This window comes from Clostridium sp., from assembly GCF_034179595.1.
Lineage (GTDB): Bacteria > Bacillota > Clostridia > Clostridiales > Clostridiaceae > Clostridium.
Genome location: NZ_JAXFPT010000006.1, coordinates 1 through 18,194 on the forward strand (window position 1 = coordinate 1; position 18,194 = coordinate 18,194).

Annotated in this window: 16 protein-coding genes and 1 pseudogene; 3 read left to right on the forward strand and 14 right to left on the reverse strand. The window is 28.3% G+C overall.

Annotated features, from left to right (window positions below; all coding sequences use genetic code 11):
- A partial coding sequence (leuS, locus tag SPJ33_RS00490) for a leucine--tRNA ligase (RefSeq protein WP_321116005.1) occupies window positions 1-1,960 on the forward strand: 1,960 nt, incomplete at its 5' end.
- A gap of 88 nt (window positions 1,961-2,048) precedes the next feature.
- Here leuS and SPJ33_RS00495 read toward each other — a convergent pair.
- Window positions 2,049-2,522 (reverse strand): annotated as a pseudogene (locus SPJ33_RS00495) (nucleoside deaminase).
- A 152-nt stretch (window positions 2,523-2,674) separates the two neighbouring features.
- Between SPJ33_RS00495 and SPJ33_RS00500 the strand changes: the two are divergent.
- The gene (locus tag SPJ33_RS00500; protein ID WP_321116006.1) at window positions 2,675-3,187 is read left to right on the forward strand and encodes a hypothetical protein; all 513 of its coding nucleotides are present in this window, start codon (window positions 2,675-2,677) and stop codon (window positions 3,185-3,187) included.
- A gap of 51 nt (window positions 3,188-3,238) precedes the next feature.
- Here the strand turns inward: SPJ33_RS00500 and adhE are convergent, their stop codons facing one another.
- Window positions 3,239-5,881: a bifunctional acetaldehyde-CoA/alcohol dehydrogenase gene (gene adhE / locus SPJ33_RS00505; RefSeq protein ID WP_321116007.1), complete on the reverse strand. Its 2,643-nt coding sequence runs from the start codon at window positions 5,879-5,881 to the stop codon at window positions 3,239-3,241.
- 86 nt (window positions 5,882-5,967) lie between these two features.
- On the reverse strand, window positions 5,968-6,720 hold the full coding sequence (locus tag SPJ33_RS00510; RefSeq protein WP_321116008.1) for a hypothetical protein: 753 nt from the start codon (window positions 6,718-6,720) through the stop codon (window positions 5,968-5,970).
- A gap of 203 nt (window positions 6,721-6,923) precedes the next feature.
- Between SPJ33_RS00510 and SPJ33_RS00515 the strand changes: the two genes are divergently transcribed.
- Window positions 6,924-7,253, forward strand: a complete 330-nt coding sequence (locus tag SPJ33_RS00515; protein WP_321116009.1) for a HesB-like protein — start codon at window positions 6,924-6,926, stop codon at window positions 7,251-7,253.
- Between the two features lie 90 nt (window positions 7,254-7,343).
- Here the strand turns inward: SPJ33_RS00515 and SPJ33_RS00520 are convergent, their stop codons facing one another.
- The 11 genes from SPJ33_RS00520 to SPJ33_RS00570 all read right to left on the reverse strand — a co-directional run.
- On the reverse strand, window positions 7,344-8,084 hold the full coding sequence (locus SPJ33_RS00520) for a class I SAM-dependent methyltransferase (RefSeq protein ID WP_321116010.1): 741 nt from the start codon (window positions 8,082-8,084) through the stop codon (window positions 7,344-7,346).
- Between the two features lie 36 nt (window positions 8,085-8,120).
- Complete coding sequence (locus SPJ33_RS00525) at window positions 8,121-8,912, reverse strand: dipeptide/oligopeptide/nickel ABC transporter ATP-binding protein (protein WP_321116011.1); 792 nt, start codon at window positions 8,910-8,912, stop codon at window positions 8,121-8,123.
- A gap of 21 nt (window positions 8,913-8,933) precedes the next feature.
- Entirely contained in the window at window positions 8,934-9,752 is an 819-nt protein-coding gene (locus SPJ33_RS00530) for an ABC transporter ATP-binding protein (protein WP_321116012.1), read from the reverse strand.
- A gap of 18 nt (window positions 9,753-9,770) precedes the next feature.
- A complete protein-coding gene (nikC, locus tag SPJ33_RS00535) occupies window positions 9,771-10,568 on the reverse strand; it encodes a nickel transporter permease (RefSeq protein ID WP_321116013.1) in 798 nt (265 codons plus the stop codon).
- A gap of 4 nt (window positions 10,569-10,572) precedes the next feature.
- Entirely contained in the window at window positions 10,573-11,511 is a 939-nt protein-coding gene (gene nikB, locus SPJ33_RS00540) for a nickel ABC transporter permease (protein ID WP_321116014.1), read from the reverse strand.
- Window positions 11,508-13,037: a nickel ABC transporter substrate-binding protein gene (gene nikA / locus SPJ33_RS00545; protein WP_321116015.1), complete on the reverse strand. Its 1,530-nt coding sequence runs from the start codon at window positions 13,035-13,037 to the stop codon at window positions 11,508-11,510. The genes nikB and nikA overlap by 4 nt, the downstream gene beginning before the upstream one ends.
- A gap of 450 nt (window positions 13,038-13,487) precedes the next feature.
- The gene (locus SPJ33_RS00550) at window positions 13,488-14,834 is read right to left on the reverse strand and encodes a VWA-like domain-containing protein (protein ID WP_321116016.1); all 1,347 of its coding nucleotides are present in this window, start codon (window positions 14,832-14,834) and stop codon (window positions 13,488-13,490) included.
- A gap of 38 nt (window positions 14,835-14,872) precedes the next feature.
- The gene (locus SPJ33_RS00555; RefSeq protein ID WP_321116017.1) at window positions 14,873-15,958 is read right to left on the reverse strand and encodes an ATP-binding protein; all 1,086 of its coding nucleotides are present in this window, start codon (window positions 15,956-15,958) and stop codon (window positions 14,873-14,875) included.
- A 13-nt stretch (window positions 15,959-15,971) separates the two neighbouring features.
- Window positions 15,972-16,745 carry a hypothetical protein gene (locus SPJ33_RS00560; protein WP_321116018.1) on the reverse strand — a complete coding sequence of 258 codons (774 nt, stop codon included), beginning with the start codon at window positions 16,743-16,745 and terminating at the stop codon, window positions 15,972-15,974.
- A 70-nt stretch (window positions 16,746-16,815) separates the two neighbouring features.
- Window positions 16,816-17,607 (reverse strand): GTP pyrophosphokinase family protein, encoded by a 792-nt coding sequence (locus tag SPJ33_RS00565; protein ID WP_321116019.1) that lies wholly within the window; start codon window positions 17,605-17,607, stop codon window positions 16,816-16,818.
- A 109-nt stretch (window positions 17,608-17,716) separates the two neighbouring features.
- Window positions 17,717-18,194, reverse strand: a 478-nt coding sequence (locus SPJ33_RS00570; protein ID WP_321116020.1) for a metallophosphoesterase, incomplete at its 5' end; no start/stop codon positions are given.

The window sequence follows — 18,194 nt, forward strand, 5'->3', positions numbered from 1 at the left end:
CACAGTTTTAGCTAACGAACAAGTTGTTGATGGTTTATGTGAAAGATGTGATACAGAAGTAACTAAAAAGGATTTAACTCAATGGTTCTTAAAAATCACTGATTATGCTGATGAATTGCTTGAAAAATTAGATGGACTTAATTGGCCAGAAAAAACTGTATCAATGCAAAAACACTGGATTGGTAAATCAACTGGTGCTGAAGTTACATTCAAAATCAAAGATCACGATTTAACTTTTGATGTATTTACAACAAGAGTAGATACATTATATGGAGTTTCATACGTTGTTTTAGCTCCTGAAAATAAATTAGTTGATAAGATAGTAACTCCTGAAAATAAAGCAGCAGTTGAAGCTTATAAAGAAGAAACTGCTAAGCAATCAGAAATAGAAAGACAATCAATTTCTAAAGAAAAAACAGGAGTATTTACTGGAGCTTATGCAATAAATCCTATAAATGGAAAAGAAGTTCCTATCTGGGTTGGAGATTATGTTTTAGCTAGTTATGGAACAGGTGCTGTAATGGCAGTTCCAGCTCATGATGAAAGAGACTTTGCATTTGCAAGCAAGTTTAATCTTCCTATAAACAGAGTTATAGCTCCTAAAGACGGATCTGATGTAGTTCCATACTTTGAACATGGAATATTAGTTAATTCAGGAGAATTTGATGGATTAACTACAGATGAAGCTAAAGTTAAAATAGTTGAAAAGTTAGAAAAGACTAACGAAGGTAGCCAAAAGGTTAACTACAGATTAAGAGACTGGCTTGTATCAAGACAAAGATACTGGGGTGCTCCAATTCCAATGATATATTGTGAAAAATGTGGAACTGTTCCAGTACCTGAAAAAGATCTTCCAGTTGAATTACCATACAATGTTGAATTTACACCAGATGGTAAGTCACCATTAGCTAAGTGCGAAGAATTCGTAAACACTACTTGCCCATGTTGTGGAGGAAAAGCTAAAAGAGAAGTTGATACTTTAGATACATTCGTTTGTTCATCATGGTACTATTTAAGATACCCAGATAACAAAAATACTAAGGCTGCATTTGATAAGGAAATCATAGATAAGATGCTTCCAGTTGATATGTATGTTGGAGGTCCTGAACATGCTTGTATGCACCTTCTATATGCAAGATTTATAACTAAAGCTCTTAGAGATATGGGATACTTAAACTTTGATGAACCATTTACTTCATTAGTTCACCAAGGATTAATCTTAGGACCAGATGGACTTAAGATGAGTAAGTCAAAAGGAAATACTATTTCACCAGATGATTACATCAAAGAATACGGTGCTGACGTATTTAGAATGTACTTAATGTTTGGTTTTGCTTACACTGAAGGTGGAGCTTGGAGTGATGATGGAATTAAATCAGTTGCTAGATTTGTAGATAGAATAGAAAGAAATCTTGAAACTTCAAGAGAAGCTATAAATTCAGGAAAATCAAAAACAACTATGGATAAAGCCGAAAAAGAACTTAACTTCTGGCTTAACACTGCAATTAAAGGTGTTACTGAAGATGGCGAAAAGATGCAATTTAATACTGCAATTGCAAGAATGATGGAATTTGTAAATGCTCTATCAAAATATAATAAAGAAGAAGTCAAAAATACTGCATTCTTAAAAGAAGTTTGTGAAAGCTTCATAAAGATACTTGCACCATTTGCACCACACTTCTCAGAAGAACAATGGAGCTTATTTAACAATACTACTTCAGTATTTAATGAAGCTTGGCCAAAGTTTGATCCTAAAGCTTTAGTTAAAGATGAAGTTGAAATAGCTATTCAAGTTAACGGAAAGATCAAAAATAAAATAATGGTTGCCTCTTCTTTAGATGAAGAAGGAATAAAGAGTGAATCTCTTGCTGATGAAAAAGTAAAGGCTGCTATTGGCGATAAAACAATCGTTAAAGTTATCGTTATTAAAGGAAGACTTGTTAATATAGTTGTAAAATAATATAAGATAAATAATACAAAAGCTGTATCAAACTTAAAAAGTTTTGATACAGCTTTTAATTATATCATTTATATGAGAATTAAGTATTTTAATAGTTAGTTTTTAAATTGTCTTTTTTCCAAAAATCAAATGCCTTTAAAGCTTCCGTCTTATCAACACCTTCTAAATCTAATGTCTTTTTATCTTTACAATCATTTTTTAGAAAACTTAATATATGTTCATCTCTAAAGCCTATATCTCTAGCATCTTGTACAGTACATGCATAATACACTTTAGATATATTAGCCTATATTATAGCTGACATACACATAGGACATGGCTCAGATGTTGTATATAGCTCACAACCTGATAAATCAAATGTATTTAATTTCTTACAAGCTTCCCTTATTGCATTTATTTCTCCATGAGCTGTAGGATCATTTGTTTTTATTACAGTATTATGTGTAATTACTAATACTTTGCCATCCTTTACTATAGCAGCCCCAAAAGGTCCTCCTTCTTGATTCTTCATACCATCTATACAACTTTCAATGCATAACTTCATTATTTGTTTTTCATACATAAAAGCTCCCCCTTTTTTATATCTAATATTCTTCATAACACTTTTATTCATAAGCAATATCATTTGTCCATATTCAATCTAATTCTTTATAAATGTATAAAAAGCATAAAAATTACACATTATAAATTCCATAAATTATGGAGGTACATATTATGAGTATTAATATTTATACAACTATTCTTTATTTTAATTTATTAATCTTATTTTCAGCTGGTTGTGTTTTACCTTTTCTTAGTAATAGTGATAATAGAATTTTTGGCGTAAAGATAAATCAATCTTTTCAGCCCAAGATTGATTTTATAAAACTTTACCTTAAACATTACATTATCACTTCTCTAATTTTATTTGCTTTATTATTTAAATGTCATTGTCATTGTTTTAATGGAAATCTATTTATACTTTTTACTATATTTATAGTATTTAATATATATGCTAACTACCTAATAATAAATCATAAAATTATTGTAACTTTAAATTCTAATAATTCTATTTTCCAAAATAATTCTTCTCTTTGGAAATTTGGTGTATTTTATTATAATCCAAAAGACCCATCAATCTTTCTAAAAAGAAGATCTGGAAATGGATTTGCAATAAATTGGGCAAAAAAAACAGTTTGGCTTATAATTTTAGTTATCTTAATTCCAATTTGTTTAATATTTCTATAAATTAAATAAAAAAGAATAAGTAAAGCCTAATATAGGCTTTACTTATTCTTTTTAAGCTTCTGAATTATTTTCATTATCTTCTACTTCTATATTATTTTCCTTATTGCTATATCCATTATATGCATTTATATACATTTGTTTTATTTCACTCATTAATGGATATCTTGGATTTGCTCCAGTACATTGATCATCAAATGCCTGTTCTACCATTTCATCTAAAGTTGCATAGAATTTATCTTCTGAAATTCCTGCTTCTTTAATTGATTTTGGCATCTTTAAAGTTTCACATAAATCATCTATAGCTTTTAATAAACTTTCTACCTTTTCATCATCATTTTCTCCTGGAAGACCTAAATATCCAGCAATTCTTGCATATCTCCATTTAGCATTTGGATATTTATATTGTGGAAATGCTGCTTGTTTTCTTGGAGCATCAGTTGCATTAAATTTTATAACTTCTTTAATTAAAACTGCATTTGCTACACCATGAGGTATATGATGGAACGCTCCTAATTTATGTGCCATTGAATGACAAACTCCTAAGAAAGCATTTGCAAAAGCCATACCTGCCATAGATGCAGCATGAGCCATTTTTTCTCTAGCTTTAACATTTTCTGCACCATTTAAATAACAAACTGGTAAGTATTTAAATACTAATCTAATTGATTCAAGTGCTAATCCATTTGTAAATTCAGAAGCAAGAACAGATACGTATGCTTCTAGTGCATGAACTAACACATCTATACCTGAAGCTGCTGTTAAGCTCTTTGGCATATTCATCATAAGTGCAGTATCAATTATAGCCATGTTAGGAGTTAATTCATAATCTGCTAATGGATATTTAATACCTGTTTTTTCATCAGTTATGACTGCAAAAGGAGTAACTTCTGATCCTGTACCTGCTGATGTTGGTATTGATACCATCATTGCTTTATTTCCTAGCTCTGGGAACTTAAATACTCTCTTTCTTATATCCATAAATCTCATTGCTAGTTCATCAAACTTAACATCTGGATGCTCATACATTATCCACATTATCTTAGCCGCATCCATTGGTGAACCACCACCAATTGCAATTATTACATCAGGATTAAATGAAAGCATTTGCTTTGCTCCCATCCTTGCTGATGAAAGCGTTGGGTCAGGTTCAACATCTGTAAATACTTTATATTCAATATTGCATTCTCCTAAAACTTCTGTAACCTTATCAACATATCCAAGTTCAAATAACACTTTGTCTGTTACTATAAATGCTTTTTTCTTACCCATATCTTGTAACTCTTTAAGTGCTACAGGCAAACAGCCATATTTAAAGTAAGTTTTTTCAGGTACTCTAAACCATAACATATTCTCTCTCCTCTCAGCTACACTTTTAATGTTTAATAAGTGCTTAGGCCCAACATTTTCTGAAACTGAGTTTCCTCCCCATGATCCACAACCAAGAGTAAGAGATGGTGCTAATTTAAAGTTGAAAATATCACCAATTGCACCTTGAGAAGAAGGCATATTTACTAATGTTCTCGCAGTTTTCATAGTTGTTCCAAATTTATCAATTCTGTCTTTTGATTTTATTTGATTTGTATAAAGAACAGAAGTATGACCAAAACCTCCAAGTTCTATAAGCCTTGATGCCTTCTTTAATGCTTCATCAAAACTTTTCACTCTATACATAGCCAATATAGGTGATAACTTTTCATGAGAAAATGGTTCTTCAAGTTCTACAGATTCAACTTCTCCAACTAAAACTTTAGCATCCTCTGGAACTTTAACTCCTGCCATCTTTGCAATATTATATGCAGATTGACCAACTATTTGAGAATTAAGCCCACCTTTTTCATTTAAAATAATATTCTTTACTTTATCGCATTCTCTATTATTTAAAACATATGCTCCTCTATTCATAAGTTCTGCACGAACTTCATTATAAACTTCATCCATAACAATAATACTTTGTTCTGATGCACATATAACACCATTGTCAAAAGTCTTAGATAATAAGATTGAATTTACTGCCATCTTAATATGAGCTGTTTCGTCAATTATAGCTGGTGTATTTCCAGCTCCAACACCAATAGCTGGCTTTCCTGATGAATAAGCTGCTTTAACCATTGCAGGTCCTCCAGTTGCTAAAATTATATCAGCTTCATGCATAACCTTTTGAGAAAGTTCAACAGATGGTTCATCAATCCATCCAATAATATTAGAAGGCGCTCCTGCTTTAACCGCTGCATCTAGTATTATTTTAGCCGCTTCAATTGTTGCTTTCTTTGCTCTTGGATGAGGTGATATTATTATTGCGTTTCTTGTTTTAAGAGATATTAAAATCTTAAATATAGCTGTTGATGTAGGATTTGTAGTTGGTACAATAGCTGCAACAACCCCTATTGGTTCTGCAACCTTTGTAATTCCAAATGTATTATCTTTTTCTATTATTCCACAAGTTTTCATATCTTTATATTGATTATAAATATATTCTGCTGCAAAATGATTCTTAATAACTTTATCTTCAACTATTCCCATTCCACTTTCTTCAACAGCTATTTTTGAAAGTTTTATTCTTGCATTATTTGCAGCCATAGCAGCTGCTCTAAATATATCATCAACTTGATCTTGAGTATATGTAGCAAATTTCTTTTGAGCCTCTCTAAGCTCTTCTATCTTTTTATAAAGTTCTTCTGAGTTAGTAACCTTCATAATAAACCTCCTAAGTAGTATCTTAATTTACATACTCTATTATTTTAGGAATTATTATGATTATTTATTCATTTGAATAATTAAAATTATTCCATATTTGCATTTAATATCGCTTTAAACTTCTCAAGTACTTTTTTGACAATCTTACTATCTAATTGTTTATAGTATTTTAAATATCCTGATTCTTGAAGAGATACAAATGCTTTTTTGCTAAGCTCCATCCATATCTCTGGAATATATACCCATACTATTTCTTCATATCTACAACTTAATAGGAAATGTTCAACTCCCCAGAAAACATAATCTTCAATTTCTAATGCATCATTAAAATGCTTATAATCACTAACTACTTGCTCTGTAAGTTTATATTCATATATATCTACATAAAAGTAATCAAACTTTTCACCTTTAATCTTATAGGCATCTTCATTTATTATTTTTATTTTTTCATTTTCTCCAAAATTCTTTTTATAAAGCTCTATTATATCCTTTTCAAACTCATAAACAACTACTTCTGAAACCTTATCATTTTTAGCCATCTCTTGAGCTATATATCCAAGTCCAAGCCCAACAATTCCAACTCTTCCATGTGCTGCATTTATTATCCCATACGAGCTTTCTATTTCTTTTGGTCCAAGTCTCATCCAAAATTTATCATTTCCGAAAAGTTCTAAAATATCTTCATCTATACTTTCTTTATGTTCATAAAGATATCCAGAATCTAATCTTTTTCTTCCATCTATCTTTAGTATTTCATGATGATTTACTTTACCTTCATGAATTTTTTCATTATACTCTCTTATTTTTTCTAATATAAAATTTTTATCATATGGTTTCACTAAAAACCATCCTTTCTGTCTCTATATAATATTTTTTTATATCCTCTTACTTATATAATAAATTCGCTCTAAAATCTAGTATACCTTTATTTTTTTTATTGTACATAAATATTTCTAATTCTGACTAGTTTACTTTGAATTAAATTATGGTATAATATATTTAAAGATGATTTTTATTAATATAATAAGGATAGGTGTAAAAAATGAAAAATATTACAATAAGTGAACAAGCTTACAAAGAATTCAAAGAATTCTTAGATGAAAATAAAGTTGAAAGCTACAACATAAGAATTAACTTAGCTGGAATGGCTTGCAGCGGTCCAGTATTTAATATAACTATTGACGAATCAACTGATGATGACGTAGTAGAAGTAGTTAATGATGTTAACTTTATAATAGAAAAAAGATTAATAGCTGAATTTGGTGGATTCATATTATTATCTTCAGAAGAAAATAACGGAAATGGATTAAGCTTAAAACCAGTTATCGCTCCAGAAGGCGGATGCGGTTCATGTGGCGGCGGATGTCACTAATTCTAATAAATTAAATACTTTAATTATTATAAAAAGCGTAGTATAAACTACGCTTTTTTAATTCTATTTCTTTAATATGTAACTATAGATTTATTTATATGCAGCAATACTAAACATAGGTGTTGTTTCATATGCCTTTAGTTCAACTTCAGTATATATTTTATTTGAAATATTACTATCAATTACAATTTTATTAAAACCAATCTCTTTTAATACTTTTTTATCCCAAGTAGGTCTTTCATTATATGTCATAGGTAATCTTTTAGCTATAGCTTCACACTCTTCACATTGACTTTCTGTAGTTCCGTCATCATAACCCATTTTAAGTGCCTCTTCCATATCATGTTCATATTCATCTTTAAGGCTATCCTTGCTTAATCTTAAATACCAATTAGCATCAAATATTATTAATACACCATCGTCATTTAAAAGATCAAACCATCCTTTATATACTTCTTCAGGTTCTTCTAATGTCCATGTAACATTTCTACTTACTATTAAATCAAACTTTTCATTTGAATCTAATAAAGCAATATCATTATTTATAAATCTTATATCACAACCTGCAACTTTTGCATTTTCTTTTGCTTCTTTTATCATTTGATCTGATAAATCTAGAGCTGTAACTTCATAACCCATCTTATCCATGATTATAGATAAAAATCCTGGACCTGCTCCTACATCTAATGCCTTTACCTTATCTTTTCCTTCTAATTTTTCTCTAATTAAATTCATCCAAGCTTCTCTTTTAAATGAATTTAGTTCATCCTTTATCATATCACTATATGAATTTGATCTCTTATCCCAATAATTCTTAATTTCCTTACCCATAATAAAATTCTCCTTTATATATCTATCTGATTTATTTTAATACATAAACCCTTTTAATAATTCTTTTGTATATTCATTTCTTTTATCACTAAATTTTTCATCTCTATTAAATTCATCAACAATAATACCTTTTTTCATAACTATTATTCTTTTACACATGAAATTTACTGCACTTAAATCATGTGATATGAATAAATATGATAAATTTAATTCTTCTTGTAAGTCCTTTAATAAATTTAATACTCTAGCTTGGATTGATACATCTAAACTAGCAGTTGGTTCATCTAAAATTATTAATGCAGGTTCTACGCTTATAGCTCTAGCAATTATTACCCTTTGTTTTTCTCCCCCTGATAATGAACTTGGATAAACATCTAAATATTCTTTCTTTAACTTAACCATACTCATTAACTTTTCAGCAATTTTTCTTCTATCCCCTCTCACATCTTTTAAAAAAGATGGCTTAATCCAAGGTTGATTATCTAAAGGTTCCATTAATGAATCTATTATTTTCATCCTAGGATTTAAAGCTGAAGTTGGATTTTGAAAGACAGCTTGTATAATTCTTTTTCCTTTTTTGGGTCTTAAACTTCTTCTATTTTGAATTTTATCTCCCGCAAAAATTATTTCACCACTATCTATTTTTTCAAGACCAAGTATGCATTTAGATAATGTACTTTTACCACAACCAGATTCACCGGCTAATCCAAGGCACTCTCCTTCTTTTATATCAAAAGAAACATCATTTAAAATAATATTATTTTTTTCATATCTCTTTACTACATTTTTTACACTAACTAATACTTTATCGTTATTCTTATTAACCATTTTATATGCTCCTTTTCATAATCATCTCATAGAATAATCTTCTATTATCTTTAAACGATCTGGAACATCTTCCATAGGTATAATAGATGCAAATAAGTTTTTTGTATAATCATGTTTAGGATTTTCTACTATTTCTTTAAAACTTCCATTTTCAATAATTTCACCCTTATACATAATCGATACCTTGTCAGCATATTTTCTAGCACTTCTTAAGTCATGTGTTATAAAAAGTAATGCACAATTTGTTTTTTCTTTTATTTCATTTAATAAATCTAATATTTTAATTGTAGTAATGGCATCTAAAGCAGTGGTTGCTTCATCTGCTATTAAAAGCTTTGGCTTTAGAATTATTGCTTGAGCAATTGCAACTCTTTGCATTTGACCTCCACTTAATTGAAATGGATATTTTCTAAATACACTTTTTCCATCTAATCCTACGTCGTTTAATGTGTCTATTATCATTTGTTTTCTTGTCTCTTTATCTAAATCTTTAACATGGCACTTTATAAATTCATCAATTTGTTTTCCTATTTTTATAAATGGTGTTAATGCATTTTGATAATCTTGAAATACATAAGAAATTTCACTTCCTCTTATGTTTCTTAATTCATTTTCATTAAGTTTCATTATGTCATACTTATCTAGCTTAATATTACCAGAGGTTATTTTAAGCCCTTCATTTAATAATCTACCAATAGAAGACGCTGTAATGCTTTTACCACTACCACTTTCCCCTATAAGTGCTAGCCACTGCCCAGAATTTAGTGAAAAGCTTATGTTATTTACTATTACTCTATTTTCATCTTCTATAGTTAAGCCTTTTACATCTAATACATTCAAAATAAACACCCCTTCTTATTACTTTCTATCTCTAATTTTTTCAGAAATATAATTTCCTAGTAAATTTGTAGAAAGTACTACTAAAACTATAGCAACCCCTGGTGCAATCATTAAAATAGGATTTGTAGCAAAATAAGTTCTTCCTTCATTTAAAATATATCCCCATTCTGGATTAGGAGGTTGTACACCTAAGCCAATATAAGATAATGATGCAATAATTAGCACAACCTTTCCCATATCAGCAGTAGCCATAGCTACTATTTCTTCAAAAACATGTGGTAATAAATGCTTTATTAATATATTAAAATTACTTACTCCATTTATTTTTGCCATTGCAATATAATCCTTGGATTTTTCAACTTTAACTTGCGCTCTTGTAACTCTAGCATAAGCTATCCATTTAATACACACTATAGCTATTATGAGGTTTGTAGTTCCTCCCCCAAGAATTCCACTAATAACTATTGCAATTATGTAATCTGGAAATGCTACAAATGAATCAATAAATCTCATTATAATCCAATCTGTCTTTCCTCCTATATATCCTGCAATTAAGCCTAAAGTTACTCCTATCATAATTGATAAAATCAATATCATTAAACTGGTACTAACAGTAGTCCATGCACCTGCTAATATCCTAGAAAATAAATCTCTTCCTAAATAATCAGTTCCTAATAAGTGATGCATGCTTGGATTTAATAATATATTTCCCATATCAACTAAATTTGGATCATATGGAGTATAAAATTTTCCAATAACTGCTGTAGCTAAAACTACAATAAAAAATACTACTCTAAAATCAAATTTAATCTTCAAGTTACTATTCCCCTCCTTTTATTCTGATTGAAGGGTCTATGAATTTATATGAAATATCAACTATTCTATTAATTACAAATACACATATTCCAGTAAATAATATAAACGCTTGTATTACAGAATAATCTCTTTTAGTTATTGCTTGCATTGCAAGTTGACCTACTCCAGAATAGGAGAATAAAACTTCAATTATAACAGTTCCACCCATAAGGCTTCCAAGACTTAATCCAAAGACAGTTATTATAGGTATTAAACTATCTCTTAATATGTGAAATAAAAATATTCTTTTACTATATATTCCTCTTGCTTTTGCAGATTTTATAAAATCTTTGCTTTTACTTTCCATAATGCTACTTTTAATAACTTTTACATAAAGAGGAGCCATTGATATGCCAAGTGTTACACTAGGTAATATCATATATTCAATTCCTCCCATTCCCATAGAAGGTAAAATTCTAAGCTTTACACAAAATAATTCAACAAGTAAAAATCCTATAAAAAATGCTGGCATTGATGAGCCTACTGCAACAAACACTTCACTTATCTTATTTATAATACCCTTGGGATTAAGAGCTGATATAATCCCAAGAGGCAATGATATTATAATAGTAACTATTATAGAACCTAACATTATTTCTAATGTAGGTGGAATTGCATCTAATAATGTATTTATAGCTGGCTGTCCAGTTATAAGAGAATTGCCAAAGTCTAATCTTACAACATGACTAAGCCAAATAAAATATTGAATTAATAAAGGCTTATCATAACCTAACTGTGCCTTTAAATTTGCTATTTCTTCTTTAGTAGCTGCTATATCATCAATACGAAGCATACTCATTGTGGGATCGCCTGGTGCTAACTTTACAATTAAAAAACTAAATATCGATAATAGAAATAGAAAAAATACAACTTTAAAGATTTTTTCTGATATAGTTTTTATCATTTAATATCTACGTCCTTATCTAATACATAATATTCATATTGACTTAAAGTTAAATTGCTAACTCTAGAATCGAAAGCTGCTGTTAAATTAGAAAATAATATATATGAACTATAAGTTTCATCATTTACTATTCTAAGCGCATCTTTTGCTAATTCATTTCTTTCTGTAGTGTTTGAGCATGTATTGAATTTATCTATAATTGAATCTAATTTTTTATTATTTATATGACCATGATTTGAAATACTATTTGACTTATATGCAGCATTTAAGAAATAACTAGCATCTCCTCTTGGATTTGTAATTATTGAATAAACTGCAAGATCCCAATTATTATTATCATTAAGATATTGGTCTATATTTTCTACTACAGATATCTCCATGTCTATACCAACTTCTTTTGCTTTTGATTGGATTACTTGTGCTATCTTAGGTAATTCTGGTCTATTAGAATAAGTAACAACATTTAATTTTAATGGATTACCATCTTTGTTATATACCTTGCCATCTTTTATCTTAAGCCCTGCTTTTTCAAAGTGTTCTAATGCTTCTTTAGTTCCATAAGGATTTTCAGTAAAGTTTATTGAAAAAGGAGTTCCTTTAATATATGGTCCATAAGTTACACTTGCATTATCATCCATAATCTTATTAACAATTTCTTTTCTATCAATAAGTGAATCTAAGCCTTTTCTAACTTCTGCATTTTGAAGGATTTTATTATCTTGATTATACATAACTTCATCACAACGTAAGCTTGACTCACTCATTACCTTAACATTTGTATTTTTATTTAACACACCTATTGATTCTGTAGGTATTCTGTAAATAACATCTGCTTGACCTGATTGAAGAGCTTGTATTCTAGAATTTGCATCCTCATTAAATTGGAAATTAACTTTATCTAGCTTTACGTCTCCATCCCAATAGTTAGAATTTTTAACTAATTGAATTGATGAATTTGGAATAAACTTTTCAACTTTAAAAGCACCTGTTCCTATTGGATCTGTATTTTGATTCTTTGCATCCATATTTATAATCGCTGTATTAGGATGTACAAATTCTGATGGCAGTGATGGATTTTCCTTATTTGTAGTAATCTTAAGGACTTGTCCTTCTGCTTTCATTGATTTTATATCTAATAATTTCTTAATTCCTGGATTTTTAGATATAACATCTTCAATATTTCTTTTTACCATTTCAGCATCTAATTTAGTACCATCTTGGAAAGTTACATTATCTTTTAAAGTAAAAGTCCAATTTATAGAATCATTGGTATCCCAACTCTTTAAAAGCCATGGCTTAATTGAAAGGTCCTTATCCACCTTTACTAAAGTTTCAACAATTCCAGCTGCTAATGATATGTAATACTGATCAACGTGTGGGTCTAAGTTATTAGTTTTAAACATATAAAGTAGTGTTAATTCTTTATTTCCATTACTAGAAGATGTGTTATTTTTATTGCCACATCCAACTAATGAAGATATAAGTAAACAAAAAACCAATAATACCCCTAAATACTTTTTCTTCATAATATCCTCCTGTAAATTTAAATATTCTAAGATGAATTTAAATATCATCTGAAAATTAATTATCATTCGAAAATATATTTTCACTTAAGAATATATTTTCACTTAAGAATATATTTTCACTTAAGAATATATTCTCACTTAATAATATATTTTCATCTAAGAATATATTTTTCTTAATGATAACGCTTTAATTTATGCATATTTATATACTATATCAAAAATCCTAGAAAATTTACATATTTATTACTACGTTATATCTATATATTATACATATTTTCATTTATATTTTTTAATATTTATTATTTTTTACACTTTTTAACATAAAGTACATATTGTAAATTAATTTTACAAATTTTCTTGGTAAATTTATCATATATTCTTTAATTTATTATCTTTAGTTTTTAATAAAAAATTAATGGATAGTATTAAAAATACTACCCATTTTCTATCTTACTTATACCATTCACATTGAACTTCTCTTAACATTTCAAGTGCTGCTGATCCGCCTTCTCCAACTTTCTTTTTGCTTTCTATACGTTTTATAACACCAAATTTTTCTTTTAATGAAAGTTCATTTTCTCCAGTTAATACCCATATAACATTTCTACAAGTAGGCTTTATACTTAATTCATCTTCTCCTACACCATCTGTAAAATAAATGAGTAATCTATCAGAAAGATTATTTTCCTTTATATATTCAAATACTGGTGAAAACTTAGTTGCTCCATTTTTATTGCTCCTATCTTTTATATCTTTAGGAGTTTTAATATCATAAACTCGTCTTATTTCATCATCACATTCAATCACTTTAATCTTATCTACTCTGCTTCTAGTTATAGCAAGTATTTCAACCATTACTTTATGAACATCATCTTCATTCATACTAGCACTAATATCAATTGCAACAATTACTTCTGGAATAGAATCTCTTAAAACTCCTCTAAGATCAATCCTATCTGGCTGTCTTCTATCTCTTCTAACAACTGTTTTTTTATAGCCACTTTTTATAGTCGGTAGAAGCCTTTTTAAAGCTTCTTGCCAATTTATTTCTTCTTTTTCTTTATACTTCTCTATTACTTCTAATATACTATTAGGAGTATCTCCCTTTACAGAACTTATTGCTGTTTTCTTTGTTAATTCCTTTATCCTATCTTTTTCTATATTTATATTTTCCCAAATATCATGAGCTGATTCTATATCATATTCTCTTTTAATCTTATCACTGCTTTTCTTTTTCTTTTTATTTCTTTCTTCTTTCTTTTTTATAGCATAATCAATTTGTTTTGCATAATACTCAATAGGCATATCTTCTTCTAAATCTATATTATATTCCATCTTAGCAGAATCAATTCTCTTGCACTCCATAGGTAAATGCTTTATAAACTGATTGATTGAAATATCCATTGCAACACTTACAGCTTCTTTACTATAAGAGTTTTTAAGTTCTTTTTCTCTTTCATAATGATTAAACATTATATGATATATTTCATGCTTAAAAAGAGCAACCATCTCTCTCATTGAGTTATTTAAAAATAATATAGGATTAAAATACATTTTAAAACCATCTATAGTTGGAACAGTTGCAAGTGGCCATGATATATCTAACTTAATATCTCTATCTACCTTAAGCATAAAGTTTCCAAAAAAGCTTTCTTCAACCTCTATTTGATTTATTATTATCATTTGAACTAAATCAAAAAACTCTCTTTTAAACTTACTTGAAACATCATTTATATTATTAAAGTTTAGAGCTTCCTTTAATAAAAGCTCTCTTTTATCATCAAATGTTTTAGCCATTTTATTTCTCCTAATATATAAGTTTATCTTTATCAAATTTAATATTCATATATATCAAAAAATGCATCTAAAAACTCATCTTGATCTAATAGGCCTTCATAAACTTTCTTACTTCCTTCATGCTTAATTTCTTTCATTATTCCAAGTCTTAAATCTCTTGGATAATACTTTAGCATCTCTCCAAATACTGAAAGTTCATTATTAAATTTATTTAATTCATCAAGATAAAGTAAACATGTCTTTGCTAAAATATAAAGTCTTGAATTATTTTCAACTTCAATCTCTTCTTTTATATGATTTGGAAGTATATCATAACTAAATACTTCTTCTGCCTTAATCATTGGTTTTTTCTTACTTTTTATAAAACTTGCAAAATCAGTTGATATACTAACTCCTAAATTTCCTTTAACAGTACTTAAAAATACATCAAAAGAATATTTCTCTTTATTTTTCTTATATATTTTATATGCTTTTGAAACTCTTTCATAACTTCTTGGTGTTGCCTTTATGCTATCTCTTGAATGTGGTGTACTAAGGTATTCTGGAAAAGTTGATATAAATTCAATTATATCTTCATCTATATTTCCCTTTTTACTCATTCCCCATTTAATCCATTCCTTTACATCAACATCCATATCTAACCAAACAAATCTATCTTCTTGTGCTTGGTCCATATCAACTACTGCATATTCACTATCTCTATAATTTTCATATTTATTTGATGGATTCATAGCTGCAAGTATTTTTACATTATCATTTAGAGCAAAGCCATTTATTTCTCTATTTAAAATTAGATTCATAAGCTCTTGTTGTACTGCATGCTCACATCTATTTAACTCATCTATAAAAAGTAATACTGATTTATTTTTATTTGTATACTCTTGTATTTCTGCAAGTTTAGTATGAGTTGCATATTTAGTCTTACCATTTTCAACAGTTGGAAGACCTCCTATTTCCCCTTCTTTTAACAAATTAGCGTCAATTGTAATAAGCTCATAATCATTTTTATTAGCAATTTCACGTGCTAATGCTGTCTTACCTATTCCACTTTCTCCAACAATTAAAGGAACATCATTTGCTTCCATAATTAATTCTGCTGCACTTAAAACTTCTGAATATCTCATATATACATTCCTCCTAAAGCTTACAATCCACTAAAAGTTTCTTTGTTTTTTTATCTCCGTACTCTCTAATAAAAGCTATCTTATCCATTTCTAAAATTTCTAAATCTAAGAAATTTTTCATATATTCTTTAGTCATTTCATGATTATTAAGCTTTTCTATTAATACATCAACTACAAGTTCTGGATCTATACTTTCATAAATATACTTAACTACATTTATGTTATCTTTTATAAAAAACTTAATATCATCATATGAATAATTATTTATATAATTTATAGCTTCATCATGACTAATTACTGCAAGCCTTTTTACATTAAGCGTAGGATTTTTTATAAACTTTATAGCTCCCCAATAGTTTTTAACTGCTATTTCTTGTACATTTTCACTTGGATTTTCTATATACTTTATTGAATCATAATCTTTAGACACAGCTAAAATTTGCATATCTTCACTTGGATTTTCTACATATTGAATTGCCCATCCTTTTGTTTTTATAGCTTCTTCTATCACCTTCTTACTTGGATTTTTTATATATCTTAATGCATTCCATAACGTTCTAACTGCAAGTATCGCAACTTCTTCATCTAAATTATCAATATATTCTATTGATAATGGATCATTTTTTATAGCCAATTTTTGAAGCTCAATACTTGGATTTTTAATAAATTTTATAGCCATACCACTTGATTTAAGTGCTGCTATTTTCATCTCTTCAGTTTGATTTTCTATTTCTCCAATTTTCATTGGTTGTTGCTCTATAATTTTTATTATATTTTTTTCATCCATTGTAACACCTCATAAATATTTAAATAAAAATCAGCATATATTTTAGATTTAAATATACACTGATTTTTCTTTAATCTTTATACCTATCGATTTCTTTTTTTATTGAAGTAAGTAGATTATTAAGCTCCCAAACATCCCCATCTTCAATTAATTTATTTAAGGACTTTTCATGTCTACTTGCTTCTGGAATTTTTCCTAATGATATTAGTACCAGAATTTGATTCATTATATCTGAAATAATAGCTGATTTTACTTCAAATAACTTTTGGGCATCTTTTATTTCATCTTTTATTTCTAACATTTCCTCATCAAGCTTAAATGCCGCATCTGCTGCACTTTTTAATTTTTGTTTAAGCTCTACTGGGATTTGTTGTTTATATTTATAGTTTAATGAATGCTCTATTGTTGCCCAGAAATTCATAGCAAGTGTTCTTATTTGAAATTCTGCTAATATATCAAGTGGCCCATCTACCATATTTACAGTATACTTAATTATAACATGATAACTTCTATATCCACTAGATTTTACCCCTCTAACATAATCTTTCTCATATAGAACCTGCATATCTTGTCTTTCTCTTATTAACTCAACAACTTTATCTATGTCATCAACAAATTGACACATAACCCTTATACCAGCTATATCTTCCATTTCAAATCTTATTCTATCTACAGGAATACCAAATTTATTAGCTTTTTCTAAAATACTTGATACTTCCTTAACTCTTCCAGTAACGAATTCAATTGGAGAATATTCTTTTCTCTTTCTATATTCTTTTCTTATACTTCTTAGCTTAACCTTTAATTCATCTACTGCCTGTTCATAGGGCATTAAAAAACTCTTCCAATCATTAATCGCCATAAATAACCCACCTATTCTTATTACTACAATGATATTATACCAAAAACTTCATTATATGTAATCTATCATTATAAACTAACCTTAATAGTATAATTTTAAAGTTTTACAATTATTCTTTTATAAGTTTTGGGTTAAAATCTATAAAATCAGCTGCTGTCATTATATATTCAACTCCATTGAATTCACCTTCTAAAACTCTATTTAAGCATTTACCATGAAGATGACCATAAATTACTTTTTCAACACCATATTCTGTACATATTTCTGTAAATTGTGATGGCATAAATTTTTCATTAGTTGGAGGATAGTGTAGCATTACAATAAACTTATTAAACCCATTTTTCTTTGCTTCATCTAAAGAAAGCTTAAGTCTAATCCCTTCTCTTAAATATATCTTTTCATCATGAGAAGTAAATCTATCACTACCTGGACATATCCATCCCCTTGTTCCACATATAGCATATTCACCATATTCATAAAAATTATTTTGAAGGAATTTTGTATTTTCAAACATACTATTTAATTTACTAATACTTCCCCACCAATAATCATGATTTCCTTTTGATATTATCTTTTTTCCTGGAAGA

Excerpts from the sequence above, each read along its gene's own strand:
- SPJ33_RS00525 (WP_321116011.1), bottom strand. The coding sequence starts at position 8,912 with ATGGTTAATAAGAATAACGATAAAGTATTAGTTAGTGTAAAAAATGTA.
- adhE (WP_321116007.1), bottom strand. The coding sequence starts at position 5,881 with ATGAAGGTTACTAACTCAGAAGAACTTTATAAAAAGATAGAAGAGCTT.
- SPJ33_RS00555 (WP_321116017.1), bottom strand. The coding sequence starts at position 15,958 with ATGAGATATTCAGAAGTTTTAAGTGCAGCAGAATTAATTATGGAAGCA.
- SPJ33_RS00560 (WP_321116018.1), bottom strand. The coding sequence starts at position 16,745 with ATGGATGAAAAAAATATAATAAAAATTATAGAGCAACAACCAATGAAA.
- SPJ33_RS00515 (WP_321116009.1), top strand. The coding sequence starts at position 6,924 with ATGAAAAATATTACAATAAGTGAACAAGCTTACAAAGAATTCAAAGAA.
- SPJ33_RS00500 (WP_321116006.1), top strand. The coding sequence starts at position 2,675 with ATGAGTATTAATATTTATACAACTATTCTTTATTTTAATTTATTAATC.
- SPJ33_RS00550 (WP_321116016.1), bottom strand. The coding sequence starts at position 14,834 with ATGGCTAAAACATTTGATGATAAAAGAGAGCTTTTATTAAAGGAAGCT.
- nikB (WP_321116014.1), bottom strand. The coding sequence starts at position 11,511 with ATGATAAAAACTATATCAGAAAAAATCTTTAAAGTTGTATTTTTTCTA.
- nikA (WP_321116015.1), bottom strand. The coding sequence starts at position 13,037 with ATGAAGAAAAAGTATTTAGGGGTATTATTGGTTTTTTGTTTACTTATA.
- SPJ33_RS00565 (WP_321116019.1), bottom strand. The coding sequence starts at position 17,607 with ATGGCGATTAATGATTGGAAGAGTTTTTTAATGCCCTATGAACAGGCA.
- SPJ33_RS00520 (WP_321116010.1), bottom strand. The coding sequence starts at position 8,084 with ATGGGTAAGGAAATTAAGAATTATTGGGATAAGAGATCAAATTCATAT.